Source organism: Mycolicibacterium chlorophenolicum (assembly GCF_001044235.1).
GTDB lineage: Bacteria > Actinomycetota > Actinomycetes > Mycobacteriales > Mycobacteriaceae > Mycobacterium > Mycobacterium chlorophenolicum.
Genome location: NZ_JYNL01000052.1, coordinates 24,035 through 49,638 on the forward strand (window position 1 = coordinate 24,035; position 25,604 = coordinate 49,638).

Genomic DNA, 25,604 nt, shown 5'->3' on the forward strand with positions numbered 1-25,604 from the left:
TTACAGCGGGATGTTCTTGTGGCGGCCGCGGCGTGCCGGGGCCTCGGCCAGCGCCTGCGTCAGCTTCGAGCGGGTGTGAGCGGGGTCGATCTTCTCGTCCACCACACCGATCTCGATCGCGGAATCCACACCGCCGGCGATCTTCTCGTGCTCGATGGCCAGTGCCTCGTGCAGCGCCTCGCGGTCCTCGGGCGCGGCGGCGGCCAGCTTCTTCTTGTGCAGGATGCCGACCGCGGCCTTGGCGCCCATGACGGCGACCTCGGCCTCGGGCCACGCGAACACCTTGGTGGCGTTCAGCGACCGCGAGTTCATCGCGATGTAGGCGCCGCCGTAGATCTTGCGGGTCACCAGCGTGACGCGGGGCACCGACGACTCACCGAACGCGTGCAGCAGCTTCGCGCCGCGACGGACCACGCCGCCCCACTCCTGGTCCACACCGGGCAGGTAGCCCGGCACATCGACGACCACGACCAGCGGGATGCCGAACGCGTCGCACAGCCGCACGAAACGCGCTGACTTCTCGGCACTTTCCGAGTTCAGGCAACCGCCCAGGCGCAGCGGGTTGTTGGCGATCACGCCGACGGTGCGCCCGGCCAGCCGGCCCAGGCCCACCACGATCGACGGCGCCCAGCGGGACTGGAACTCCTCGAACGGCACGCCCTCGTCCAACAAAGCCTCGACCAGCGGGTGCACGTCGTAGGCGCGTCGCGCCGACTCGGGCAGCAGCGCCTTGAGGTCGGAGTCGCCGGCCTCGGCCTTGCTGCGGTCGAAATGGCCCTGCTGGCAGAACAATCCGACCAGGCGGCGGCCGCGCTCATAGGCGTCGAGCTCGTCGTCGGCGACGATGTGGCACACGCCCGACTTCTTGTGGTGCGCCTCGGGGCCGCCGAGGGAGACCATGTCGACGTCCTCGCCGGTGACACTGCGCACGACGTCCGGTCCGGTGACGAACACCTTGCTGTCCGGGGCCATCACGATCACGTCGGTCAGAGCGGGCCCGTAGGCGGCACCGCCGGCCGCGAAGCCGACCACCACCGAGATCTGCGGGATGTACCCCGACGCGCGGATCATCGCCTCGAACACCAGACCGACCGCGTGCAGCGCCTTGACGCCCTCGGCCAGCCGGGCGCCACCCGAGTGCCAGATACCGACGATGGGGCTCTGCTCGTCGATCGCGACGTCATAGGCGTCGACGATGTGCTTGCAACCGTCCACGCCCATCGCGCCACCCATGACGGTGCCGTCGGTGCAGAACGCGACCGTCCGCACGCCGTTGACGGTGCCCGCGGCGGCGAGCACGCCGGACTTGTCGCGCTCGTGCAGCAGCTCGACGCTGCCGTCGTCGAAGAAGGTCGACAGCCGCAGCAGAGGATCGCGGGGGTCGAGGGAGTCGTCGACGGCTTCGGGTAGGCGGTTTTCGATGGTCGTCATATGTTCTCCTGCTTGTCAGTACTTCCCGAAGGCGAGTGCGACGTTGTGCCCGCCGAAACCGAACGAATTGTTGATGGCGTAGTCGAAATTGCCAGGCCGAGGACCGCCCGCGACGACGTCGAGGTCGATCTCGGGATCGAGGTTCTTCAGATTGAGTGTGGGGGGAATGACGCCGTTGCGCAGCGCCTGCACCGTGAGGATGGACTCCACCGCGCCCACGGCGCCGACGGAGTGGCCCAGCGCGGACTTCGGTGCGTAGACGGCGGGCCGGTGCCCGCGCATCGCGTTGTTGATGGCCCGGCCCTCCGCGACGTCGCCGACGCTGGTGCCGGTGGCGTGCGCGTTGACGTGGTCGATGTCGGACGGCTTCAGACCGGCGAGCTCGATGGCCCGCGACATCGCGTAACCCGCCCGCTCACCGTCGGGGTCGGGCGCCACCATGTGGTAGCCGTCGGAGGTGATGCTCGCGCCCATCAGCCGGGCGAGGATGGTGGCGCCGCGCGCTTTGGCGTGTTCCTCGGTCTCGATGACCATCAGCGCCCCGGCCTCGCCGAACACGAAGCCGTCACGGTCCTTGTCGAACGGGCGGCAGGCGCCGGCGGGGTCGTCGTTGTTGGTCGACATCACGATGCGCATCTGCGCGAAGCCGGCGATCGGCACCGCCTCGATGCGCTGCTCGACGCCACCGCAGATCGCGATGTCGGCCTCACCGAGCACGATGTTGCGCCACGCCTGCGCGATGCCCTCCGAACCCGACGCGCACGCCGACACCGGGGTGACGACCCCGGCCCTGGCGTGGCGTTCGAGCCCGACCACAGCGGACGGGCCGTTGGGCATGTACATCTGCACCGACAGCGGGGACACGGCGGTGATGCCGTGATCCCGCATGCCGTCGTAGGCGAACACCAGCGCCTCGGCACCGCCGAGGCCGGTCCCGATCGACACCAGCAGACGGCTGCTGTCGACATCGGGGGACCCGGCGTTCTCCCAGACACGACGCCCCAGCACGGTGGCCATCTTCTGCGGGTAGGACATCCGCCGGTTCTCGTCCTCGGTCAGTTCCCCGACGAAGTCCTCCAGCAGATGGCCGCCGATGCGCACCGGCAGATCGAACTCCTCGACATAGGGATCGTCGAGCAGACGGATGCCGCTCTTGCCCTCCAGCAGGGCCTTCCAGGTGCCGTCGGCATCGGTGGCGACGCTCGTCGTCATCGCCATCCCGGTCACGACGACATCGGGAAGCCCGCTACCTGTTACCGGCGAAGCCATGCTGGGGCGCGTGTCCTTTCCTACTACGTGTTCTCTACTCGTCAGCCTCAGTAACGACCGAAGGCCAGAGCCACATTGTGGCCACCGAAGCCGAACGAGTTGTTGATCGCATAGCGGTAGTCGCCGTATCGAGGCTCACCCGCGACGACATCGAGATCGATCTCGGGGTCGGGTGTCTCGTAGTTCAGCGTCGGAGGAATGACACCGTCACGCAGCGCCATCACCGTCAACGCCGACTCCAGGGCACCCACCGCGCCGATCGAGTGGCCCAGCGCCGACTTCGGTGCGTACACCGCGGCGTGGTCCACACCGGCCACGCGGATCGCGTTGGCCTCGGCCGTGTCACCGATCGAGGTGGCCGTGGCGTGCGCGTTGACGTGCTGGATGTCCTTGGGCTCAAGGCCCGCGGTCTCCATCGCACGCTTCATCGCATGACCGGCCCGCAGCCCGTCGGCCGCCGGGGCGACCATGTGGAACGCATCCGACGTGATGCCGGCACCCATCAGGCGGGCCAGCGGCTTGGCGCCGCGGGCCTTCGCGTGCTCCTCGGTCTCGATGATCATCAGCGCGCCGGCCTCACCGAACACGAAGCCGTCGCGGTTCTTGTCGAACGGCCGCGACGCCCCTGCCGGATCCTCGTTGTTGGTCGACATGGCGCGCATCATCGAGAACGCCGCGATGGGCAGTGCCTCGATGCCGCCTTCCACGCCGCCACAGACCGCGAAGTCCGCGTCACCCATGACGATCGAACGCCACGCGTGGGCGATCGCCTCCGAACCCGACGAGCACGCCGACACCGGGGTGATGACCCCGGCGCGTGCGCCCAGCTCGAGTCCGGCGACGGCCGCGGCACCGTTCGGCATGATCATCTGCACGGCGAGCGGCGACACCTTGCGGGGGCCGCCCTCGTTCATCGCGTCGTAGGTCTCGACGATCTTCTCGCCGCCACCCAGACCGGTGCCGATGACCACCGCGAACCGGTCGGGGTCGACCTCGGGCTTGCCCGCGGTCTCCCACAACCGGCCCGACAGCAGCTTCGACATGCGCTGCACGTAGGACATGCGACGCATGTCGAGCCGGGACATGTGGCTGTCGACGTTGTCGACCAGGTGGCCACCGATGCGCACCGGCAGGTCCCACTTGGTGACGAAGTCGTCCTCCAGAATCCGGATGCCGCTTTCGCCTGCAAGAAGGCCCTTCCACGTGCTCTCGATGTCACCAGCGAGGGCCGTGGTGGCCTCGACGGCGGTCACCACGACGCTGGGGAAACCTCCGTTAGCAGTGGAAGGCCTGCTCATTCTGCTGCGAACTTCTCGCGCAGGGCCGCGGCGGCCTCGGGGTTCTCTTCCTCGAGCTTCTGGATGTAGGCGACGACGTCACCGACGGTGCGCAGACCGGCGAGGTCCTCGTCGGGGATCTTCACGCCGTACTTGTCCTCGGTCTGCACGGCGATCTCGACCATCGACAGCGAGTCGATGTCCAGGTCGTCGACGAACGACTTCTCCGGAGTCACCTCGGACGGCTCGATACCGGTGACCTCTTCGATGATCTCGGCGAGACCGGCGATGATTTCTTCCTGACTGGCGGCCACTGTGGCTCCTTCTATTTATCGGGTGTTACCTGGGTCGAACGATGGGGGGTCGTGCTCTCGTCACTGGGCGGCGCGCAGGGCTTCCGCGAATCCGTCCAGATCGGAGGGGGTCTTGATGGGATGCGTCGGGGTGCCCTTGAGCTCCCGCTTGGCGATGCCGCTCAGCGTGCCGGCCGGCGGGAACTCGACGAGCGCGGTGGTGCCGAGCTCGCGCAGGGTCTCGTTGCACAGATCCCAGCGCACCGGACGGGTCATCTGGGCGACGAGCTTGGTCATCGCATCGGCGGCCGACTCGACCGGGCGGCCGTCGGCGTTCGACAGCAGCGTGACGGTCGGCTCCGACGGGGTGATCCGGCCGGCGACGGCGGCGTACTCGTCCAGGGCGGGCGCCATGTAGCGCGTGTGGAACGCGCCCGCGGTCGCGAGCGGACGGACCCGGGCGCGGGCCGGCGGGTCCTCGGCGAGCTTCTCCAGTGCCGCGACGGCGCCGGCGGCGACGATCTGTCCGGCCGCGTTGCGGTTGGCCGGAACCAGGTCCAGGGCGTCGAGACGGGCGAGCACCTCGGCCTCGTCCCCACCCAGCAGCGCGGACATGCCGGTGGGCTCCAGAGCGCAGGCCTTGGCCATCTCGCGGCCGCGCGTGGCGGCCAGGCCGACGGCCTCGTCGGCGGTGATCACGCCGGCGATCGCGTAGGCGGCGATCTCGCCGACCGAGTGGCCGGCGGCGACGAGCTGCTCGGTGCCCGTCAGGATGTCTCGCTTGGTCAGCTCCTCGTAGGCCAGCAGCGTGGCGGCCACGACGAGGGGCTGGGTCACCGCGGTGTCGGTGATCTCCTCGGCGTCGGCGGTGGTGCCGAGCCGTGCCAGATCCAGGCCGCTGATCTCCGACCACGACGCGATGCGCGTCGCGGCGCCGGGAAGCTCCAGCCACTCGGCGAGCATGCCGGGAGTCTGGGAGCCCTGTCCGGGCGCGAGGAATGCAAGCACTGTTTTGTCAGGCACGTCTCTAAGAGAACATTGTGAAGACGCCTTTGCGCCGTGTAAGAGACTATGAACTCTTTCTTAGGTTTTTGTGGAGAGCCCACAAAACCGCATGTGATGCGACTGCATCGAGACCGCGTCGCAACATGTCATCTCCCAGAACGCCCCGCGGATGTGACCGATGCAACAGCAGTGACCTGCTCAGATCCCGCCCGCGCCGGTGGGGTCGACTGCGTCTGACGGCGTAGACGGCCCACCGTGGAGGCCACCCGCAACACGTAGGCATCCCGGGGAACCGTGGCGTCACGGCCCGTGAAGTCGGCGATCCGTTTGAGCCGGTAGCGGACGGTATTTGGATGAACGAACAATTTGCGTGCGCACGCTTCGATCGCGCCACCGGAGTCCAGATACGCGTCGAGCGTCTCCGTCAGCGCGGGTCCGGCATCCGCGAGCGGGCGCATCACCTCCGCCTCCAGCGCGGCGGCGGCCGTGGCGTCGCCGAGGAGCGCCCGCTCGGGGAGCAGTTCGCGGGCCGCCACCGGGCGCGGCGCGCCCGCCCATCCGGCGACGGCGTTCATCCCGGCGATGGCCTCGGTGGCGCTGATGTGGGCCGCGCCCAGCGTCGGCGCCATCGGCCCGATCACCACCGGACCGTCAGCGAACACCGTCATCAACTCCGACAGGAAGCGGTCGGTGTGCGACAGCCCGCCCGAGACGACGGTCACCAGCCAGGTGCCGTGCACGTCGGCCAGGGCTGAGCGGCCGTTGCGGGCCGCGACGTCGTGCACGTCCTCACCCGTCAGGTCCATCCGGTCGGGGCGCGGCAGCCCGACGATCACCGTCGCCGCCGCGGTGGCGTCCCAGTTCAGCGCCGCGGCCTGTGACTGCAGATCCGGTCCGATGTCGCCGCGCACCACGGCGTCGATCAGGTTCGCCTCCATCCGGGTGTCCCACGCGCCCCGGGCCTCGGCCTGGTCGGCGTAGGCGGTGGCCGCGGCGAAGGCCAGGTCACGGCTGTAGCGCAGGATGCCCGCGGTCAGCGCGGTCAGCTGCTCCTCGCTGCGCGCCAGCAGCGGCACGACCTCCTCGAAGAACTCCATCGTCACGCGCACCATCTCGACGGACTGCCGCAGCGCGATGCGACGGCGCAGGTCCTGCGGCACCACCTCGAACGCCTGCGCGGTGTAGCTGACGTCGCTGTCGGGCTGACGCATCCACTCGACGAAGTTCACCACCGCGGTCTGCACGACCAGTTGCACGCTGGCCCGCTGCGACGCCTCCAGATCGGCGAAGAAGGGCAGCCGTTCACCCATCACCTGCACGGCCTCGGTGGCCAGCCGACCCGAGTACTGGCTGAGCCGGCGCAGCACCGAGTCCGGGACGTTCTCCAGCACCTCGACGGTCGAGCGGGGCGGGACGAACCGATTGTTGTCGGCCATCCCTAAAATCTACGCCCCGCTTTGGTAGGCAGCCTCCAACTTGCTACGCGACTCCGGGGTCGCTCGTCTGCTCAGGCGCCGCCATCACGTCGTCGATCTGGTACTTGCGCGCCGCCTCGACCGCCACCGCCATGTCGATGTTGCCGTCGCGGGCCAGCCCTTCCAGCACCGCGACGGTGATCGACTCGGCGTCGGTGTTGTAGTAGCGGCGCGCGGCCGGGCGGGTGTCGGAGAAGCCGAACCCGTCGGTGCCGAGCGTGATGTAGGTGCCGGGCACCCACGGCCGGATCTGCTCCGGCACCGCACGCATCCAGTCCGACACGGCCACCACGGGCCCCTCCGCATCCGCGAGCGCCTGGGTGACGTACGGCGTACCCGCCGTGCGCTCCGGATGGCGCAACGCCTCCTTCTCGATGGCCACGCCGTCGCGGTTGAGCTCACCCCAGCTGGTCACCGACCACACGTCGGCGGCGACGTCCCACTCCTCGGCGAGCATGTCGGCGGCGTTGAGCGCCGACGGCATCCCCACCCCGGACACCAGGATCTGCGCGCGGTGACTGCGCTTGTCCGGGGCCTGCCGGTAGCGGTAGATCCCGCGCAGCAGCCCCTCGACGTCCAGGCCCTCCGGCTCGGCCGGCTGCACGTAGGGCTCGTTGTAGATCGTCACGTAGAAGTAGACGTTCTCCGGGTTCTCGCCGTACATGCGGTGCAGGCCGCTCTCGATGATGTAGGCGATCTCGTAGGCGAACGCGGGATCGTAGGCGACGACAGCCGGGTTGGTCGCGGCCAGCAGCAGCGAGTGCCCGTCGGCGTGCTGCAGCCCCTCGCCGACCAGCGTGGTGCGTCCCGCCGTCGCTCCCAGCACGAACCCGCGCGCCATCTGATCGGCCGCGGCCCACAGGCCGTCACCGGTGCGCTGGAACCCGAACATCGAATAGAAGATGTAGACCGGGATCATCGGCTCGTTGTGTGTGGCGTACGACGTGCCGACCGCGGTGAACGACGCCGTCGAGCCCGCCTCGTTGATGCCCTCGTGCAGGATCTGGCCGACTTCGCTCTCCTTGTAGGCCAGCATCAGTTCCGCGTCGACCGAGGTGTACAGCTGCCCGTTGCGGTTGTAGATCTTCAGGCTCGGGAACCACGAGTCCATCCCGAACGTGCGGGCCTCGTCGGGGATGATCGGGACGATCCGATCCCCGATGTTCTTGTCCCGCAACAGCTCCTTGAACGTCCGGACGGTCGCCATCGTGGTGGCCACCTCCTGCTTGCCCGAGCCCTTCTTGAGCGCCTTGTAGGTGTCACGGCCGGGCAGCTGCAGGGTCTTGCTCTTGGTGCGGCGCTCGGGCAGGAACCCGCCGAGGGCGCGGCGCCGGTCGAGCATGTAGCGGATCTCCGGCGCCTCCGGACCCGGGTGGTAGTACGGGGGCAGGTAGGGGTCGTTCTCGAGTTGCTCGTCGGAGATCGGGATGCGCTGGGCGTCGCGGAAGTCCTTGAGGTCTTGCAGCGCAAGCTTTTTCATCTGGTGGGTGGCGTTGCGGCCCTCGAAGTGCTTGCCGAGGGTGTAGCCCTTGATGGTCTTCGCCAGGATGACCGTCGGCTGGCCCTTGTGTTCCATCGCCGCGTGATAGGCGGCGTAGACCTTGCGGTAGTCGTGGCCGCCGCGCTTGAGGTTCCAGATCTCCCGGTCGGTCATCGGCTCGACGAGCGCCTTGGTCCGCGGATCGCGGCCGAAGAAGTGGTCACGCACGTAGCTGCCGTCGTTGGCCTTGTAGGTCTGGTAGTCCCCGTCGGGGGTGGTGTTCATCAGGTTGACCAGTGCGCCGTCGCGGTCGGCGTGCAGCAGCGCGTCCCACTCGCGGCCCCACACCACCTTGATCACGTTCCAGCCCGCACCGCGGAAGAACGACTCGAGCTCCTGGATGATCTTGCCGTTGCCGCGCACCGGGCCGTCCAGGCGCTGCAGGTTGCAGTTCACGACGAACGTCAGGTTGTCCAGCGCCTCGTTGGCCGCCACCTGGATCAGTCCGCGGCTCTCCGGCTCGTCCATCTCGCCGTCGCCCAGGAACGCCCACACATGCTGGTTGGACGTGTCCTTGAGGCCCCGGTCCTGCAGGTAGTGGTTGAACCGCGCCTGATAGATCGCGTTCATCGGGCCCAGGCCCATCGAGACCGTGGGGAACTCCCAGAAGTCGGGCATCAGCCGCGGGTGCGGGTAGGACGGCAGACCGCCGCCGGCGTGGCTGTGCTCCTGGCGGAAGCCGTCGAGCTGGTCGGAGCTGAGCCGGCCCTCGAGGTACGCGCGGGCGTAGATGCCGGGGGAGGCGTGGCCCTGGATGAACACCTGGTCGCCGCCGCCGGGGTGGGACTTGCCGCGGAAGAAGTGGTTGAACCCGACCTCGTAGAGCGCCGCCGAGGAGGCGTAGGTGGAGATGTGGCCGCCGACGCCGACGCCGGGCCGCTGCGCCCGGTGCACCATGATCGCGGCGTTCCACCGGATCCAGGCCCGGTAGCGGCGCTCCACGTCCTCGTCGCCGGGGAACCAGGGTTCGAGCTCGGTGGGGATCGTGTTGACGTAGTCGGTCGACGTCAGCGACGGAATGGCCACCCGCTGCTCACCGGCGCGTTCGAGCAGCCGCAGCATCAGGTAGCGGGCCCGCGACGGCCCGGAACGCTCCAGGAGATCGTCGAACGACTCGAGCCACTCGCCGGTCTCGTCGGGGTCGATGTCGGGCAGATAGGACGCCACCCCCTCCCGGATGACGCGAACGCGATCGTGTTCGGCTGTGCTGCTGGAGTTTTGGGCCAGATCCTGGCGCACGAACTCGGTGGTCAACTTCCGCTCCTTGTCAGGCGGTTTTGCGCACGCGATCGGCCGAGTGGGTCTGCTCGCTCTTCATGTGCACAGGTGGGTTCCATCCTTCTCCAATCCTGCCCCATGTGCAGCACCGGGTGTGAACGGTTGCATTTAGTACACCGGACCCGCTGATCGGCCGGTAACGTCTGCAGACCGTGCTGATCGGTTGGGGGAGCGCCGCGCGTGTGCGGCTGGGCGCCTTCGCGACCGGCACCGTCGCGGCTATGGCGATGGTGGTCGTCGGCTGCACGCACGTCACCGACGGCGCCGCCTCGGCACCCCAGGGCGAGGCGCCGCTGTACCGGGCGTCGGTGTCGGCGTCGCTCCAGGAGTCCGCGGCCAGTTCCTCGGCACGCGAATCGGAGCGCCAGGCCTCGGTGACCACCCAGGCGGTACAGAGCACCTGCGAGACGATGAGCTCGAGCAGTGCCGACGCGATCGCCGCGGTGAACACCTACGTCGACTCGTTCAACGCCGATCCCGGGGGCTCGGCGAGCAACGCCGGTCCCGCCGTCGACGCGCTGAACCAGAGCGCGGACCTGGTGTCGAGCGGCCTGAGCGATGCGCTTCCCGGGGATCTGCGTGACGCGCTGACCGGCTGGGTCGACGCCGCCCGGGCCGTCGCGACTGCGATCGCCGGCAATTACCCGGCCGAGGATTTCAACGCCGCGATCGCCCGCCTCAACGACGCGAAGACCACCGCGCTGGACCGTTGCGATGCGGCGTTCCGGTGACGTTGCCGCCAGATGGCTTGCCGTCGTCACCCGGCGTGCGACGATAGGGGGCAACGTGGCACAGCGCACAGCGCACAACGTGCCGAACAGACGCAAGGAGGACTGACCGTGGTGTCGGCGGGTGACCCCCCGAACTACGCCCGCAAGCTGGGCATCCAAAAAGATCAGGTTGTGCAGGAACTGGGCTGGGACTCCGACGTCGATGACGACATCCGGGCCGATATCGAGGACGAGAGCGGCGGTGAGCTGCTCGACGAGGACGCCGACGAAGTCGTTGACGTGGTGCTTCTGTGGTGGCGCGACGACGACGGTGACCTCGTGGACACGCTGATGGACGCGATCACCCCGCTCGCCGAGGATGGCGTCATCTGGGTCGTCACGCCCAAGACCGGCAAGCCCGGCCATGTGCAGCCCGCCGAGATCGCCGAGTCCGCACCCACGGCCGGCCTGATGCAGACCTCGTCGGCCAACCTGGGTGACTGGATCGCCAGCAGGCTGGTGCAACCGAAGGCCAAAGCGATCACGAAGCAGCGATGATTGTCGCCGGCGACCCCGCGCCGGACTTCACGCTCGCCGATCAGAACAACCAGCGGGTGTCGCTGAGCGCGTTCCGCGGCACCAAGAACGTGCTGCTGGTGTTCTTCCCGCTCGCCTTCACGGGGATCTGCCAGCGCGAACTCGACGAGATCCGCGACCACATCGACGACTTCGTCGACGACACCACGGCCACGCTGGCGATCTCGGTGGGTCCGTCGCCGACCCACAAGGTGTGGGCCGCCCAGCGCGGGTTCACGTTCCCGGTGCTATCGGACTTCTGGCCGCACGGCGCCGTGAGTCAGGCCTACGGCGTCTTCAACGACGCGTCCGGCTTCTCCAACCGGGGCACCTTCGCCGTCGACCGCGACGGAGTCGTCCGTTTCGCGGAGTGCAAGCAGCCGGGGGAGGCGCGCGATCAGGCGGTGTGGACGGCGGCGCTGGCCGCGGTGCGCGGCTGACTCTCGCGCCTAGTGTGCGCTCAGGGCGGGATTCTCGCTGTATCGGCGCCCTGGACGCACACTGGCGTGAATTTCAGGTTCGCCGGGCTCGCCGACTAAGCTCCCGTGCGATCGGGCGCGTAGCTCAGTGGTAGAGCTCTGGTTTTACACACCAGCGGTCGGCGGTTCGATACCGTCCGCGCCCACCGTCAGAACACCAGCTCAGAGGCTTGCGACCGTGAAACTGAGCTCTTTTCAAAACCCCCGGTGTGCCAAGAGTGTGCCAGGAGGTATCGAACGGGTGAGCCAACATCGGCGCGTCGCGCTGGCTACTCGGGCACAGCGACTCGGTGTGAGATGCTGCCGCGGTGGGGGAGGAGCAAAACGGAACTATCAAGGACCGCGCGGTTGCCTTCAACTTTGGGTTGACGGTGCTGGGTGTTCTGACCGCTGCGGCAACGTTCGCCATAAGTCTCATCGCACCGGGTGACTGGCTGGTCGCGGCTCGCGTCCTGGCCGCGGGCCTCGCTGTGTCGACCGCTGTCGTTGGTTTCTTCAAGTTCAGAAATGAACGTGCGTTCAAGCGTCAGCAGGAGGAGGAGCGGGTCGCCCTGGATCAGGCGCTGAAGGCAGAGTCTAGACGTACGTCATTGCTCATCAATGGAGCGATGCTGGGCACCGCCGATAAGTTGCGCCGGCTCTCCGTGATGGATCAGGCGTCCAAGGATGCGGAGATCAGCGGCTTCCGGACCTCGATCGTAAGCAAGGTCTGCGACCTCGTTCAGAGCGAAGCGCCGCGAGCCGCTTACTTCCGCGTCCAGGATTTGAACGCTCAACCGCGGGTGATGCAGTCAGGCGGCTATAGCGACTCGCGGAATCGCGAAGACTCGTTCACCAGCGAGTTCGTGGAGGGCCAGGGCGGTGATCAGGGGGTATGGGACCTGATCGACAACGGCGACGTCGCGATGAGCAATGACACGACTGCCGCTGTCCCCGATTCCTGGGATCTGACCAGAAACCGGCAGTACAAGTCGTTTGTGTCGGTCGCTGTTCGCGCGGACCGGATTGCGTTCGGAATGCTGACAGCCAATACACTCGAAGCTGACGGGTTCTCCAACTCCGATGTTGCATCCATCAAGGTGTTGGCACACTTGCTAGCCGCCGCCGAGGCGACAACGATGACCGCCGCCCGCATCACTCGGGCTGGTCACCGGCGTGGAGACTAGGATGTGCCTGACACGTTTTGTCGGGAGGCGCAGCTATGCTGGCGTCGTCCGAAAGGGGTGAGTGATGGCGAAGACTGTGGAATTCCGTGACGCTGACATGCGTCGCGCCTGGGAGGAAGCCGACGCAGCCGAGCGTGACGCAGAGCGAAATCCTGAGCTGATCGCAGAACGCCGCCGCCGACTCATCAAATGGGTTGAGGCACGCGCTGACACTGGCGTCTAGCCCTAGCGATCGCCCCCGACCACCGGAAACTAACGTTGTTGTTCTCCGTTACTGCGCGACCGCCCCATCAGCGCGTCACCCGCCGCGGCGAGAGCATCGTCATAGACATGCCCATACACCCGCAGCGTGATCGCCGGATCATGGCCGAGCCACTTTGCCGTCGCTGATGGTGTGGTGCCGCCGTCGAGCAGCATGGTGGCTGCAGTATGTCGCACGTCATGCAGCCTAATCACTGGCACGCCAGCGTCTTTCGCGCGCCGAGCGAATTCCGATGAATATGTCTCCGGCCGAATCGGAGAACCGTCTGCGTTGACAGCAACGAGTCCGGTGTCGGGATACTGCGAACCGAGGGCAAGCCGTTCCTCGGCTTGCCGCAACTTGAAGGTCCGAAGCGCTGTCAGGACGTCGACGGGCATCGGCAGGGCCCGTCGCGAGCGCTTCGACTTCGGGTCGCCGGTGACTGTCCCGGAGCCTTTGACGACCACGCGGCCTTGAGCGACGGACACCGTCCCGGCATCGAAATCGACGTCCGACCAACGCAGCCCGAGAACTTCCGAGCGGCGAAGTCCGGCGAGCGTCAACAACCAGCAGGCGTTCAGACGGTCGTCGCGCACGTGCTGCCGGAACTGGCCGGCCTGTTCGGGTGTCCAGCTTCGCATTTCGTGATGCTCGACGGTCGGGCGCTTCACCAAGCGCGCCACGTTCCGCGCCACCAGACCCTCTCGCATCGCGTCGTCGAGAGCAGACGACAGCACCACGAGCATGGTGACGACGGTCCGGGGGCTGACGCTCCCGGCAATCCGAGGGCGCGGTAGATCGCTTGGTTCGGCCGCGACATAGTGACCACGCCCTTTCCGCACCACACCACCAGAGGCCACGAGCCGGTCGAGGGATTTGATGCCTGGTTCGCCGAGAGCAACCAGAATTTCGTTGTATCGCGCACCTTCGGGCCGTCCACGCAAGAACGTGAGTACTTCAGCTGCGCGACGGCCTCTCTTGTCGCGTTGCATGATCGGCGTGCCGTTCAGTCGCACAGTCACCAGGGCGTCGATGTCAGCGGAGCGTAGCTGTTGAAGACCCATGCTGCCGAGCGTGTCGATGACCGGCTTCAGTGAATGCCGGTATCCGGCAAGGGTGTTGGCGCGCACATCGCGTCTGCTGTCCAGCCACCGAGTCAGGTACTCCGCGACAGTCGTGGGATCGCGTTTCACGAATGCGCCGGCTGCCACCTCGGTGGTGATTCGCCGGTATTCGCGGCGCGCTTCGGCAAGCGTGCGAAAGGTGAATCGCTGGCGGTCGCGGGTGCCGTTGGGCCGAATGCCGACGTCGGCCTGAAACCTATAGCTGACCGCACCGTTCCTGGCGGTGTGTCTAGTGATCGGCTCGGCGCGACGGGTGCGTGTGGCACCTAGCTCGTCAGTGGTAGTCATCTGCCCTCCTGCGACACAGTCTGCGGCCGACTGGCTTGTCCCACTTCGCCTCACCTTTGCGACACGCGGGCATGCGATGTCGGGCCGCCTCAGCTAACGCTGAGTCTAGTGGTCTGTGTGTTACTCGTAGACGTATTCGAGGGGTACGACGGGTTACGATGCAATCAGCTGTTGTAGCTCCGCGGTGACGACGTAGACGCGGCCGCCAAGTCGCCGCACCGGCAGTTCGCCCGATGCGGCCAGCCGATAAGCTGCCGCCCGGCTGATACCCAGAATCGCGGCAGCTCGAGGGACCGCGAGTAACAGCGGTAGATCGTCAAAGACGTTGTTGCCCAATTGTTTCACCTCCTCAACCTGGAGGTCTTCCGAGCTCACGGAAGGCGATTAAGTGCTGCTCAAGCAGCGGTCTGATCGCCGAGTTCATGGACAGCTGGCGCAGTGCGATAAGAAGGATCACGGAAGGGACGATTTCGCCACAGGACAGCGGGTCGCTACTCGGCGTATCGTCCTGGGCGTGGTATCGCATGACGTGAACGTATGACTCCGGGCGGAATGGAGTCCACCAGCTGAGCCATATTCGATCCGCCGTGGGGGCAAATTCTTCCCACGTCCCCGGCTGTCGTCGTAGACAGACGAATTCGGTCGTGACCGACGCTCAGGACCGGCACTGGGTCAGGCGCCACCTCGAGTCAGAAATCGGTGTCGTCAGCTATCAGCTCGTAGAGCTCGGTGCTGAGGACGCGATCAAACGCCTGGACGCGGGCTGCAGCTCTCAACGCAGTCTGCTCTCTGTGATTCGGTCTCGTACCCCCGGATTGGCGCCACAGGGCCGTGACGAGCCGGTTGCCGAGGGTGCTGGCTTCCGCACGCACCATCCACGTGATCTTGTCTGCCTCTGCCGCGATGAAATCCGCCCGTTGTTGGTCAGACCAGTCCTCGGGTACTTCGAGGTCCGTTGAGTACACGGTGCTGACTGCGTCAAAGATCTGCGGGTCGACGCTAAGCGGCATCGATTCGGACGTGCAGGCGCGTATACGAGCCGTTGGTGGACGTGCTCGAAGCCTTCGCCGCCGAGTCATTGGCGGCCTGTAGACAAACTGTGCAAGCCCGACCGAACGTTTCCCGCCTGTCGTGAGCTGCTCAGCGCTGAGAAAGCCATGGCAGGAACGGTACCTGCGGCGGTTCAGATCGAGCCGAGTGTCCCTCGCGTGTCGCCCGCGTCGACGCTGGAGTTCCTTGTTTCAGGCGACGGTAGCGCGGCCCACGACATCGACGACCGATACCGCATCGCGGCGATGTCCGACCGCATTATCGCGATGCCTAACGTGCACCTAACGGTGTCCCCTAGGGCGGCGAGTTTCGTGCTGACATCGTCAATATCTGAAGCCATTGTCGGCACGGCCGTGTACCGTGAGCAAACCTCGGCAACGAGGCAAGGGGAGGGAAACCCATGCGGACAACTGCTGGCTGGTACGACGATCCATGGAACCAGGCGGATTTGCGGTGGTGGGACGGACGACAGTGGACCGGGCGCACTGCGACAACCAGCCCGGCCGCTGCGAGCACCGTCGAACGGCCAGAATCGGCTGAAAGAGCCTCGAGCATCTGATCGGTCGCGACGGGCGTCTCGCGGTGATCGACGTCGAGACAACCGGTGTGTACAACACTGACCGGATCGTCGAGATCGCAATCCTGACGATGGACTGCGACGGACGCATTCACGACGAATTCGAAACGCTCGTACAACCGCGCCGCGACGTCGGCCCCACGTGGATTCACGGCATCGAGGCGATCATGGTGCGCACCGCTCACGTGTTCGCCGATGTCGCTCATCACGTCGCCGCAAGGCGGGATGGTGCTGTAGTCGTTGGTCATAACGTCACATTCGACACGCGGATGATCGGCAACGAGCTGACGGCAGCGGGCATCGACATCGACTGGGGCTCCGCCCTCGACACCCTGCGTGTCACTCGCTGCAAGCTCGGCCAAGCGTGTGTCGAACACGGCATTGCGCTCGACAATGCGCACCGCGCCATCGCCGACGCGCGCGCCACTGCGCGCCTGCTATTCGCAACCTGCAGTCGATTTACCGATTCTTGTTCGCCGGCGGCCGCTAGACCACTGCACGTCACGCCACTACGTGTGCACGCGCGGGAGGGTCGTGTCGTCGTTCTCCCGCCCGCGCCCTATCTGGCCGAACTCGCCCGCGGAATGCACACCAGCATCGACGTTGCTCCTTACGTTAGGGCTCCTCGATCGCGCTATGGCGGATCTGAAGCTGACACCACACGAGCGGCAGGCTCTCAGCCAACTCGCCTCTGACGTCGGACCTGACGAACGGGCAGTCGCCCGAGCCCACCGCGAGTTCATCAATGGACTCGTCGACGCGGCACTTGAGGACCATGTCGTCACCGACGACGAATACGACCAGCTCTGCCGCGCCGCCGCGCTGCTGAATGTCGACAGCGAGTCTGTAAAAGCCGCTTAGAGCCGTTCCGCGCGGTAGTACCGCGTAAAGCTCACACCCGGCCTGACCGCGTGCTTCACCGGTCAAGGGCACCTAAACGGCGAAAGCGTCGGCCGCGCAGATCAAGAGGAGATGGCCCGAACGCACGGGTTGGTGGTCGCGAAGTCAATCACGAAGAAGGGGCCCGACCTTGTCGGCGCGGCTGACGGGGACTCCCGATCCACGAAAGCACGCAAGGCCAGCCAAGAAGGAATTCCGATCTGCACATTCGCAGGATTCGTTCAAGCAGTCCGAACCGGCGCTCCCGTGCCGGCAGCTCGCGCGGCGTCGGCGTGCGTCGCAATTGTCTGCATCAAGTGCGGGGGCTCGTGGATAGCTGCGCGGCATTCCGTCGGCGCGATCTGCGTCGATTGCTCGAGAGACGGCCTTCTCCAGCGCAATACCCAAACGGCGCAGCGGACTCCTAGCCTGGAGTCGACGGCTGTGGCAACGGCCGTTGTTGTACTTGTATGCGCCGATTGCGGGTCCGAGTGGCGGCGACCGAAGGTCCGCGGCCGACGGCCAACGTCGTGCCCTGATTGCACACCAAAGCCGCAGGCTTCATGACGATCGACCACCAATCGGTGGTCGTTGTCGACAGCTGCGACCGGCACACAGTCGTATGGCAAGTCGACATTAGCGCCGACACCGGAATGACGCGCATGTGTGGCGCCTGGGTGATCGACACGACCGAACTGCAAAAGCTGAAGAACCTGACGTTAGGTAGATACCTCATCGCGACAGCCTCGGGAGCCGAGACGTGCACCAGCGCTGAAGCAGAACGTCATCGCGGAGTCATCGACGTGTCACAAACCGTCGAGTCCGTCGGGTCCGAAACTAACCGACTGCAAGAGGCATTTGACGCCGCACTGGCGAAATCGAAGTCGAAGCTTATTGCGCCAACGTGGCCCCGGATGCCGAGGATGATCGACCTGGAGGCTCCGCCGCGCCGACGCCAAGGCGCCTGACGACGCCGCCGTTGCCCTGGGCATCGCGCGCTGGTTCGAATCCGTTGCCCGAGCGCGGGAATCGCTCGAGCGGCAGCGCCTCGCCCGCAAGTACATCCGGGTGGAGATGCGGGGCAGCGGCCGCTTCCGATCCATCTCGCGACTTAATCCCGGTATTCGGCTGTCAGTCATCGGCGCCGGCACCGAGCGTGTGCTCAGGATCGCCGATTGCGAGGTTGTTGGCGCGCCACCCAAGGGCGAGGTGGCGTCGTTGGGCGGAGCGGACGACGCGGGCAGCGGTGTCGTAGTGGGTGAGCAGTTGTAGCCATGGTTCGCTGAGGCGTTTGCGGCCGAGGCGGTCGGCCAGGGCAACCGCTGGCACCGGCTCCAGCAGCGGGTCTGAGGGCTTGGTGGGCGCGGTGGTGAGGGTCGTGCACCAGGGCAGGGATTGGGTTAGCAGCCGCACCGCCGAGGAGCTGGCCCCGGCATTGGTGCTGTGGTCGATGAGGATGACCCGGGCGTCGGCGGCCACGGCGTGGCGGGCGAGGTCGATCAGCTGGCCGGGGTCGGCGGTCGCGGGATCGTCGATGACGACGATGGCCCGGGGCGGCAGCATCCACTGGTGCCCGCTGACCTGCTCGTGGGCGTGGCTGATGGTGGTGATGGTGTCGGCCAGTTCGGCATCGCGGGCCGGGGCTGAACTGGACTCAGATGCCGCCAGCCACAACACCTTCCGGTCGTCGGCGTTGGCGGTGCTGCGCAGGGTGTAGAGCGCTGCGGCGGTTTCACTGTCCTCGATGTCGGCACCGACGACGGCGAGCCGGTAGGGGAGTGCGGCCAGGGACTTGAGCCGATCGCCGGTCTGAGGTTCGAGGCCGGACAGAGCGGAGCCGGGGATGAGCAGCGGAACGCTCTTGGCNCGGGGGGGAGCCGGTAGGGGAGTGCGGCCAGGGACTTGAGCCGATCGCCGGTCTGAGGTTCGAGGCCGGACAGAGCGGAGCCGGGGATGAGCAGCGGAACGCTCTTGGCGTCGAGGTGGCCGGCGAGCTGCAGGAGTTCCACTTCCGCGCGGGCGGATTCGAGGAGCTGTTCGAGGGCTTCGGAGGTGGCGGTTTGGGCGGCGGCGAACGCGGTGGCGATGTCGCGGTCGGCGCGTTCGATGTCGCGGTGCAGCTCGCGTCGACGCTGGCGCAGTGCGNTCGGAGGTGGCGGTTTGGGCGGCGGCGAACGCGGTGGCGATGTCGCGGTCGGCGCGTTCGATGTCGCGGTGCAGCTCGCGTCGACGCTGGCGCAGTGCGGCCAGTTCAGCTAGGTCCGCGCGCTCGGCGTCGCCGCGGGCGATGACGATGCCGTTCTCGGTGACGATCGTGCCGCCGGCCGCCGCAGCTCGGGCGGCTTGAGCGTCGGCGAGGGCCTGCCGGAACTGCAGCGACGGCGGTTGAGCGGGAAGCAGTCCGGTGTAGAACGCGATCTGTTGGCGGGCCGAGATGAGGTCGAGTTCATCGGCGTCGGGGGTGGCTAGGAGGAGGTCGAGCTGGGTGCGCGAGTGTTCGACCAGACGCAGGGTGTCGTTGTAGGCGGAGTCGGCATCGGCCCACTGCTCCATCACGTTGGTGACGGCGTGGCGGTAGGGGCGGTCGGCGTCGACCTGGCGGCGCATGCGCAGCAGATCGCCGGTGGCCGCGCGCGTCGCGGGACCATTTCCGGCGCGAATTTGGGCGGCCAACGTTTTGATGTTTTCGTGAACAGTGCGGTATTCGGCGCGCAGGGCAGAAAGTGATTCCATGGTGATGCCCAATTCCGGGGTAGAGCGATTTGCTGAGAAGTCTTCAAATTCAAGACCGGCATATTCTTGCGATCCGTGTTCGAGGGTGTCGATGTCTTCGGGCGGGGCGATGTCGAAATGGTCGTCGCAGGGTGAATACTCATCGAGGCTGTGGGTGGAGGGGTCTTCGGGGTCCGGGGGGAACAGTGCTTCCTCGGCGGGATCGGGCGGCGCGTCCTGCGGGGTGGGCAGGTCGTCGAAGTCCGCGCCGAGGCGGGCGTGCAGGCGATGGGTGAACGCGTCGACGGTGTAGGTGATCAGGCGCGCATAATCGCCGGGCGGGATCGGCTGGTCGTCGTGTGCGGCGTCGGCGAGGTGCTCGGCGGCGACGTGGAGCAGGTCGCGCGGTGTCCACTTGCGCGGGTCCGCGGCGCTGATGGCGGCGACCAGGCCGGGCCAGGCGGGGTCGGAGGTGATGGTCTCGGCGAGCGCGGTCCCGAACACGACGTCGAGGTCGCTGACCCAGGGCGGGCGTAGCCGCGAATGGGTGGTGGCCAGGGTGGCGGTCGGGGACAGGGCGCCGGCGATGCGCCACCAGAGTGCCGCGGCGGGCAGCTCGTCGGGCAGCGAGCCTTGGTGGGCGGCGGTGGTGATGATCTGGCGCAGGTCGGGTGTGGTGCGGGCGGCCTGGACCAGTTGGGTGGCCAGTTGCGGCCAGTAGGCGTCCGAGCGCAGCCGTGGGTCGATGCTGTCGATGAGGTCGTTCCAGCGGGTGGTGTCGGCGCTGCGGCGGCCGATGNTGCGGCCAGTAGGCGTCCGAGCGCAGCCGTGGGTCGATGCTGTCGATGAGGTCGTTCCAGCGGGTGGTGTCGGCGCTGCGGCGGCCGATGTCGGCGGAGGCGTGGCGGTGCAGTGCGGACTGGACGTCGCGGGTGCGCACCGGGAATTGGCGGGCACCGGTGAGGCGGGTGTCGGCCTCGTCGACTCCGGTGCAGGCGCGGAACACCGCGATTTCGGCGGTCAGGACCGGGTTGACGGTGATCAGGGGGCGCGCCCAGGCGGGGGCGTTGGCGTTGGTCCAGGCGCGGGCACGTGTGCGGATCTCGGTGGCCAGTCCCTCGACTAGCGCCTCGCGCCGGGCGAGATAGGCGCCCCATTGCGGATCGTNTGGCGTTGGTCCAGGCGCGGGCACGTGTGCGGATCTCGGTGGCCAGTCCCTCGACTAGCGCCTCGCGCCGGGCGAGATAGGCGCCCCATTGCGGATCGTTGGCTAGGGCTTGGGGGATTGCGGGCAGCCAGCGCAGCGCTCCGATGCTGGCCGAATGGGTTCCCGCGGGGTCGATGCGGTGATCGAGAACCGCGGCGGGGTCGGCGGCATCGGCGACGCTGCCTTTGGCCAGCGCCTCGGTGAGTAGCTCGCGCGGGTTCGCGCCGCGAAGGGCCAGGATGGACAGGTTGCGGCGCAGCACTGGCCAGGCTTCGCGCTGGTTGAGCGCCGGAATGATCTCGTCGGCCAACGCATCGAGGCGGTCGCGGGCGCCGACACCGAGGCGGTTCTCGGCGGCCGCGCCGAGTGCGTCGTAGTACATGTCGGCCGCAGCCTTGAGGCGCGCGGCGGGGTCGGCGGCTNTCGCGGGCGCCGACACCGAGGCGGTTCTCGGCGGCCGCGCCGAGTGCGTCGTAGTACATGTCGGCCGCAGCCTTGAGGCGCGCGGCGGGGTCGGCGGCTTGGCGGGCGGCGGTGGTGGCTGAGACTTGGGCGCCGTCGCGGGCCAGCGTCCTGGTCAGGACGTCGACTGCGGTGTCGGGGTGGGTGGCCTTGGGCGAGAGCAGGCGGTGGGGGTCGCCCTCGGCGGTCGACAGGTAGAGGGGNGCGCCGTCGCGGGCCAGCGTCCTGGTCAGGACGTCGACTGCGGTGTCGGGGTGGGTGGCCTTGGGCGAGAGCAGGCGGTGGGGGTCGCCCTCGGCGGTCGACAGGTAGAGGTGGTTTTCGTCGGTGCCTCGGGTCATGGCGACGTAGAGGTGCTGGCGGGTGAGCATGTCTGAGCCGACGATGTGGCAGGTGCCTCGGGTAGCGCGCCCGCCTGCGGTCAATCCCTGCGCGGAGTCGATGGTGGCCGCGTAGCCGAGTGTGACGTGCTCGGCGATGTAGTCCGCCGGCAGCGTGACGATGCGCCCGCTGCGCAGATGCCGGGCTTTCACGCCGCCTTCGGGCAGGACTTCGGTGATGGTGTAGCGGTAACCGTTGCGCACGAAGTCGTTGCGTCCGATCGTGATCCGCCGGTTGTTCTTGCGGGTGCGGATGGTGTCGCCGACGCTGGCGTGCAGCTGGTCGGCCAGCATCACCGAGGGGGCCGTCGCAGCGTCCGGATCGGCGGCGAGGCGATCGGCGCGGGCCCGGGCGTTGAGCTCGTTGATGATGTCGTTGGTGGGGGCGAGCAGGATGGAATCTCCGCCGGCGGCAAGGTCGGCGCGCCACGCTTGATAGGCCATGTCGGCGGCGGTCTCGTCGGTGCCGACATGGATGCGGTGATGGTCGATGTAGAAGCCGATTCCGGCCGGGTCGGCGTCATGCAACGCGAGTCCGGCTGCGGCCTCGGCGGGCGAGGTGAACCGCACCACTTCGCTCAAGGTGAGCGCGTCGGTGGCTTCGGCGATGTCGCGCAGAATGCCGCCGGCCGAGATCGAGGAGAGCTGCCNTGAACCGCACCACTTCGCTCAAGGTGAGCGCGTCGGTGGCTTCGGCGATGTCGCGCAGAATGCCGCCGGCCGAGATCGAGGAGAGCTGCCCGTCATCCCCGACCAGGCGCACGCTGGCACCCTTGCGCAGCGCGTCGGTGATCATGGCGTCCAGCCCGGCAGTGGCGGCTTTGCCGGCCTCGTCGACCACGATGAGGGTGTCGGGTCCGACCTGGGTGAACCAGTCGGGTACACGGGATGTCGCGGCCTTGTCGGGATCGGCCGACCAGACGTACTTGTCGAGGGTGTCGGTGACCGCGCCCAGGTCCTCCCCGAGCACGATCGCTGCATCGGCGGTGGGGGCCAATCCGATCACGTGGCCGCCCGAGCTGCGCCACGCATGGGCTAGCGCCGCCATGGCCGTGGTTTTGCCGGTTCCGGCCGGGGCGAGCGCGAGTGCGACACGGCGCCCCGCGGTCGCCATCTCCGAGACCAACGCGGCCTGGCCGGGGTTGAGGGTGCGCCCCCGCGCGGCCGAGTCGGCTAGTGCGAGTTCGACATCCGCCGCAGATGCGACACGGCCGTCGCTGCGGTGCACCGCGTCCAGAATCCGGCGCTCGGCAGCCAGGGTTTCGCGGCTGGTGTAGGCCTCGACGCCGTGGCGGCGGTAGACGCTGGCACCGTCGCGGCGACGCAGCGCCACGGGCTCGCCCAGCTCGGCGTCGGCGACGCGGGCATGCGGTATGGAGAACGTGTTCCCGAGGGCGGTTTCGGTGAGCTTGTCGACCAATGCGACATCGTGCGCCACGTCGTGGGCGCGGGCCATGCGCAGCGCTTCGGCGCGCACATGGTGGCGCTGCCAGGTGGAGCGCGTTTCGGCCACCGTNCCAATGCGACATCGTGCGCCACGTCGTGGGCGCGGGCCATGCGCAGCGCTTCGGCGCGCACATGGTGGCGCTGCCAGGTGGAGCGCGTTTCGGCCACCGTGGCGATGAGTTCGCCAGCGCGCGACGCGATCCATTTCTCGTCGATCGTCACGGTCTCGCGGGTGGTCTGCGGTGCGGCCAACGTGTCGGCCAACATCTGGCTCACACCGTGGTGCCCGAGGACTTCGACAGCCTGGGTGCGCCACACGTGGCGCTGCTCTGCCAACGAGCGCGGCTCGTGCTTGGCTTCGCGCGATTCCAGCGTCGCCTGCTGAGCCAACGAGATGATCTCCACGTTGGTCAGATCGGAAGAGCACACGTCTGNTTCGACAGCCTGGGTGCGCCACACGTGGCGCTGCTCTGCCAACGAGCGCGGCTCGTGCTTGGCTTCGCGCGATTCCAGCGTCGCCTGCTGAGCCAACGAGATGATCTCTACGTTGGTCGGTTCGCGGCCGTGATCGGCCTGAAACTGCTTGGCCAGCTCGGCGGTGCGGGCCTTGATCGCTGCGCGTCGGCTCGACCACCGGGACATCAATTCCGTCGACATTCCGGCGATTTCGCGCACCGCCCGCTTACCGCGCCCGCGCGATTGTTCGACGAACCGCACACCCAGGCTGGCGATCAAGTGCGCTTCCAGGCGGGTGTTGTACAACTCCGAGGCCGCGACGGTGGCGCGGTGCAGGGGTTGGCCGTCCAACGCGAGCCAGCGGCGTACCCCGTTGGCGTCGACATAGGACACCTTGTTCGAGATTGCGACATGGGTGTGCAGATCCGGATCTCCGGCGCGGGAGTCGCGGTGGGTGAACGCCGCGGCGATGAGTCCTTCGGTGTCGACCTGGGCGACGCCGCCGGCGCCGGTGCGGGTGAATGCGGCCTGGTCCTGCAGCCATTCCAGGACGTCGGCGACCGCCGCATCGTGGGCTGCTTCGATCTGTTCGGCCACCGACAGCGGGGCGATGGCCCACAGTGCGGACACCGATTTCACCGGCGAGAACGTCAGGTCATACCCGGCGACCGCGGTGGTCTTCGCGCGGGTGTTGCGGGCGATAAACCCCGACAGTTCCCGATCATCGGCGGGCNCACCGGCGAGAACGTCAGGTCATACCCGGCGACCGCGGTGGTCTTCGCGCGGGTGTTGCGGGCGATAAACCCCGACAGTTCCCGATCATCGGCGGGCGGGCGCCCGTACTCCTCGCCGAACAACTTCACAGCCACGCGGGTGCGGATCTGCGCGCGATCCTCTGGGGAGATGGTGGAGTTCCAGTGCGCACCGATCTCGGCGTTGTGGTCACGAAAGGCGACCGCCAAACGGCACGCGAACTCCGGCTCGCCATCGCGGACTTGACACTCACGGCCCAGGCGGCTGGCTGCGCGCTGGCTGCCCATGCCGCGGTTGATGACGTAGGTCTGAATGCGCTCGGCGTTGGGGTGCAGACCCACCCCGTAAAGGGCGCGCATCTGGGCCTCGCTGACCGCCGAGCCTTCCTCGACCGTCCAAATCTCCTCGCGGACAGCCGCACTGACGTCGCAGCGGCCGGTGTCCGAGAGGGCGGCCAGTCCGCGGCCCATCCAGCGGCCCGGCGACTCGCCCTTGGCGGAGTAGTAGTCGGCCAGGGTGGAGCGGCCCCGTTCGGTGCTGTCGGCGGCAGCGACCTGCCGCACCAGGTACAGGTAGCCGTCCCCGGCGGTCAGCTTGTGCAGCGTCATCACCATGACGCGCACGCCGGTGTCCGCATGCGCCGCACGCTACGAACTCCGGGGCTGGCGAAGCCACCNCCGTCCCCGGCGGTCAGCTTGTGCAGCGTCATCACCATGACGCGCACGCCGGTGTCCGCATGCGCCGCACGCTACGAACTCCGGGGCTGGCGAAGCCACCACCAAACCGGGGGTTCTTAGAAAAGTCTCAGACAGCCGGGTTTCCTGAGTGCAAGAGGTGTGTGGTCTGTCGGTGGGCCGTGGAACGGGGGTGTGAGGGGTGAGCTGAGGGGGCGCAGCGGCGGTGGTGAGGGGACGGTGCGACGGCGGGTGAGCGGAGGGCGCCGCTGCGGGAGAGCGGCGAGGAAAGAGATTGGTGGAGGGCGAATGTGGCTGTGGTGGTGGTCAGCTCGGCCCGGCCGGTTTTAGTGTCCCGGTCATGACAGCAGCAGGAACGTCCAAGTTGGAGGCCCGACGACGGGCCGTGGAAGCGAACCGGCGCGCCAACGAAGCGCGCGCTGCGCGAGACAAGGCGAACATCAAAGACGCGACCGAATTCATGTACGAGGTCGGCAAGATCGCCGAAGTCGAACAGTGGAAGAAGGAGCGCCTGGCCCAGCTGCGCGCGCAGGTCGACGCCGAGGCAGCCAAGAAGGTGGCCGGCCATCGAGCCAAGGCCGGCGCGGCGGTCGCACGCATGCAGGACCGCGGTGAGACGCTGACGACGATCGCCGAGAACACCGAAGTTGGGATCGGCATCGTGCGAACGATGCTGCGGCACGCTCCGAAGAACGAAAAGACCGCTCCCGGCTGGCTGTGTCAACCCGATCTGGGACCACGATGACGGCCTGACTGGGACCCACCTGGCACCGGCTAATCACGCCCTTGGTCTCGGTGGTCACTGCCGAGTGGCGAGGGCTATAGGTATCTGCAG

At 67.5% G+C, this 25,604-nt stretch carries 19 protein-coding genes, 1 tRNA gene and 7 pseudogenes; 10 read left to right on the top strand and 17 right to left on the bottom strand.

The genetic code is table 11. The features are described 5' to 3' along the window. From MCHLDSM_RS20560 to aceE, 7 genes are all read right to left on the bottom strand, one after another. A complete protein-coding gene (locus tag MCHLDSM_RS20560; RefSeq protein WP_048471772.1) occupies nucleotides 1-1,431 on the bottom strand; it encodes an acyl-CoA carboxylase subunit beta in 1,431 nt (476 codons plus the stop codon). A gap of 15 nt (nucleotides 1,432-1,446) precedes the next feature. Next, nucleotides 1,447-2,700: a 3-oxoacyl-ACP synthase KasB gene (gene kasB, locus MCHLDSM_RS20565; RefSeq protein WP_048471773.1), complete on the bottom strand. Its 1,254-nt coding sequence runs from the start codon at nucleotides 2,698-2,700 to the stop codon at nucleotides 1,447-1,449. Nucleotides 2,701-2,747: 47 nt separating this feature from the next. Continuing rightward, nucleotides 2,748-3,998: a 3-oxoacyl-ACP synthase KasA gene (gene kasA, locus MCHLDSM_RS20570; RefSeq protein WP_048419175.1), complete on the bottom strand. Its 1,251-nt coding sequence runs from the start codon at nucleotides 3,996-3,998 to the stop codon at nucleotides 2,748-2,750. After that, a complete protein-coding gene (acpM, locus tag MCHLDSM_RS20575; protein ID WP_048471774.1) occupies nucleotides 3,995-4,291 on the bottom strand; it encodes a meromycolate extension acyl carrier protein AcpM in 297 nt (98 codons plus the stop codon). The genes kasA and acpM overlap by 4 nt, the downstream gene beginning before the upstream one ends. Before the next feature lie 60 nt (nucleotides 4,292-4,351). Beyond that, nucleotides 4,352-5,278 (bottom strand): ACP S-malonyltransferase, encoded by a 927-nt coding sequence (locus MCHLDSM_RS20580; RefSeq protein WP_048471775.1) that lies wholly within the window; start codon nucleotides 5,276-5,278, stop codon nucleotides 4,352-4,354. Nucleotides 5,279-5,421: 143 nt separating this feature from the next. Then, the gene (locus MCHLDSM_RS20585; protein WP_048471776.1) at nucleotides 5,422-6,711 is read right to left on the bottom strand and encodes a PucR family transcriptional regulator; all 1,290 of its coding nucleotides are present in this window, start codon (nucleotides 6,709-6,711) and stop codon (nucleotides 5,422-5,424) included. Between the two features lie 43 nt (nucleotides 6,712-6,754). After that, entirely contained in the window at nucleotides 6,755-9,544 is a 2,790-nt protein-coding gene (gene aceE / locus MCHLDSM_RS20590) for a pyruvate dehydrogenase (acetyl-transferring), homodimeric type (RefSeq protein ID WP_048471777.1), read from the bottom strand. A gap of 176 nt (nucleotides 9,545-9,720) precedes the next feature. Here aceE and MCHLDSM_RS20595 point away from each other — a divergent pair, with 176 nt between their 5' ends. The 5 genes from MCHLDSM_RS20595 to MCHLDSM_RS20615 all read left to right on the top strand — a co-directional run bounded on the left by MCHLDSM_RS20595 (nucleotide 9,721) and on the right by MCHLDSM_RS20615 (nucleotide 12,499). Further along, on the top strand, nucleotides 9,721-10,299 hold the full coding sequence (locus tag MCHLDSM_RS20595) for an Rv2240c family protein (protein ID WP_082168993.1): 579 nt from the start codon (nucleotides 9,721-9,723) through the stop codon (nucleotides 10,297-10,299). A gap of 108 nt (nucleotides 10,300-10,407) precedes the next feature. After that, a complete protein-coding gene (locus MCHLDSM_RS20600) occupies nucleotides 10,408-10,836 on the top strand; it encodes a DUF3052 domain-containing protein (protein ID WP_048471778.1) in 429 nt (142 codons plus the stop codon). Then, the gene (locus tag MCHLDSM_RS20605; protein ID WP_048471779.1) at nucleotides 10,833-11,294 is read left to right on the top strand and encodes a peroxiredoxin; all 462 of its coding nucleotides are present in this window, start codon (nucleotides 10,833-10,835) and stop codon (nucleotides 11,292-11,294) included. The genes MCHLDSM_RS20600 and MCHLDSM_RS20605 overlap by 4 nt, the downstream gene beginning before the upstream one ends. Before the next feature lie 113 nt (nucleotides 11,295-11,407). Next, nucleotides 11,408-11,479, top strand: a tRNA-Val gene (locus tag MCHLDSM_RS20610). 162 nt (nucleotides 11,480-11,641) lie between these two features. Beyond that, nucleotides 11,642-12,499, top strand: a complete 858-nt coding sequence (locus tag MCHLDSM_RS20615; RefSeq protein ID WP_048471780.1) for a hypothetical protein — start codon at nucleotides 11,642-11,644, stop codon at nucleotides 12,497-12,499. Nucleotides 12,500-12,751: 252 nt separating this feature from the next. Here MCHLDSM_RS20615 and MCHLDSM_RS20620 read toward each other — a convergent pair whose 3' ends face one another. The 3 genes from MCHLDSM_RS20620 to MCHLDSM_RS20630 all read right to left on the bottom strand — a co-directional run bounded on the left by MCHLDSM_RS20620 (nucleotide 12,752) and on the right by MCHLDSM_RS20630 (nucleotide 15,117). After that, on the bottom strand, nucleotides 12,752-14,152 hold the full coding sequence (locus tag MCHLDSM_RS20620; protein ID WP_048471781.1) for a site-specific integrase: 1,401 nt from the start codon (nucleotides 14,150-14,152) through the stop codon (nucleotides 12,752-12,754). A gap of 153 nt (nucleotides 14,153-14,305) precedes the next feature. After that, the gene (locus MCHLDSM_RS20625) at nucleotides 14,306-14,527 is read right to left on the bottom strand and encodes a helix-turn-helix transcriptional regulator (RefSeq protein ID WP_234714132.1); all 222 of its coding nucleotides are present in this window, start codon (nucleotides 14,525-14,527) and stop codon (nucleotides 14,306-14,308) included. 314 nt (nucleotides 14,528-14,841) lie between these two features. Then, nucleotides 14,842-15,117 (bottom strand): hypothetical protein, encoded by a 276-nt coding sequence (locus MCHLDSM_RS20630; RefSeq protein WP_131722663.1) that lies wholly within the window; start codon nucleotides 15,115-15,117, stop codon nucleotides 14,842-14,844. Between the two features lie 485 nt (nucleotides 15,118-15,602). Here MCHLDSM_RS20630 and MCHLDSM_RS40510 point away from each other — a divergent pair, with 485 nt between their 5' ends. The 4 genes from MCHLDSM_RS40510 to MCHLDSM_RS20645 all read left to right on the top strand — a co-directional run bounded on the left by MCHLDSM_RS40510 (nucleotide 15,603) and on the right by MCHLDSM_RS20645 (nucleotide 17,626). Further along, the gene (locus tag MCHLDSM_RS40510; RefSeq protein ID WP_082168994.1) at nucleotides 15,603-15,761 is read left to right on the top strand and encodes a DUF2510 domain-containing protein; all 159 of its coding nucleotides are present in this window, start codon (nucleotides 15,603-15,605) and stop codon (nucleotides 15,759-15,761) included. Between the two features lie 23 nt (nucleotides 15,762-15,784). After that, the gene (locus tag MCHLDSM_RS36440; RefSeq protein WP_158023733.1) at nucleotides 15,785-16,474 is read left to right on the top strand and encodes a 3'-5' exonuclease; all 690 of its coding nucleotides are present in this window, start codon (nucleotides 15,785-15,787) and stop codon (nucleotides 16,472-16,474) included. After that, the gene (locus MCHLDSM_RS37800; protein WP_131722664.1) at nucleotides 16,416-16,640 is read left to right on the top strand and encodes a hypothetical protein; all 225 of its coding nucleotides are present in this window, start codon (nucleotides 16,416-16,418) and stop codon (nucleotides 16,638-16,640) included. Before MCHLDSM_RS36440 ends, MCHLDSM_RS37800 begins: the two co-directional genes overlap by 59 nt. Nucleotides 16,641-17,221: 581 nt before the next feature. Then, nucleotides 17,222-17,626: a hypothetical protein gene (locus tag MCHLDSM_RS20645; RefSeq protein WP_048471784.1), complete on the top strand. Its 405-nt coding sequence runs from the start codon at nucleotides 17,222-17,224 to the stop codon at nucleotides 17,624-17,626. 163 nt (nucleotides 17,627-17,789) lie between these two features. Here MCHLDSM_RS20645 and MCHLDSM_RS39610 read toward each other — a convergent pair. From MCHLDSM_RS39610 to MCHLDSM_RS39645, 7 pseudogenes are all read right to left on the bottom strand, one after another. Next, nucleotides 17,790-18,524 (bottom strand): annotated as a pseudogene (locus MCHLDSM_RS39610) (MobF family relaxase); the annotation flags it as partial. A 2,476-nt stretch (nucleotides 18,525-21,000) separates the two neighbouring features. Further along, nucleotides 21,001-21,242: pseudogene (locus tag MCHLDSM_RS40515) on the bottom strand (hypothetical protein); the annotation flags it as partial. Between the two features lies 1 nt (nucleotide 21,243). Then, nucleotides 21,244-22,040 (bottom strand): annotated as a pseudogene (locus MCHLDSM_RS39620) (MobF family relaxase); the annotation flags it as partial. A 30-nt stretch (nucleotides 22,041-22,070) separates the two neighbouring features. Further along, nucleotides 22,071-22,875: pseudogene (locus MCHLDSM_RS39630) on the bottom strand (AAA family ATPase); the annotation flags it as partial. Between the two features lie 61 nt (nucleotides 22,876-22,936). Beyond that, a pseudogene (locus MCHLDSM_RS39635) lies at nucleotides 22,937-23,299 on the bottom strand (hypothetical protein); the annotation flags it as partial. Between the two features lies 1 nt (nucleotide 23,300). After that, nucleotides 23,301-24,054, bottom strand: a pseudogene (mobF, locus tag MCHLDSM_RS39640) (MobF family relaxase); the annotation flags it as partial. Nucleotide 24,055: 1 nt separating this feature from the next. After that, nucleotides 24,056-24,688 (bottom strand): annotated as a pseudogene (locus MCHLDSM_RS39645) (relaxase domain-containing protein); the annotation flags it as partial. Nucleotides 24,689-25,109: 421 nt separating this feature from the next. On the opposite strand from MCHLDSM_RS39645, the gene MCHLDSM_RS20660 reads away from it, so the two are divergent. Continuing rightward, nucleotides 25,110-25,514: a hypothetical protein gene (locus tag MCHLDSM_RS20660; RefSeq protein ID WP_234714133.1), complete on the top strand. Its 405-nt coding sequence runs from the start codon at nucleotides 25,110-25,112 to the stop codon at nucleotides 25,512-25,514. Nucleotides 25,515-25,604: the final 90 nt, after the last annotated feature.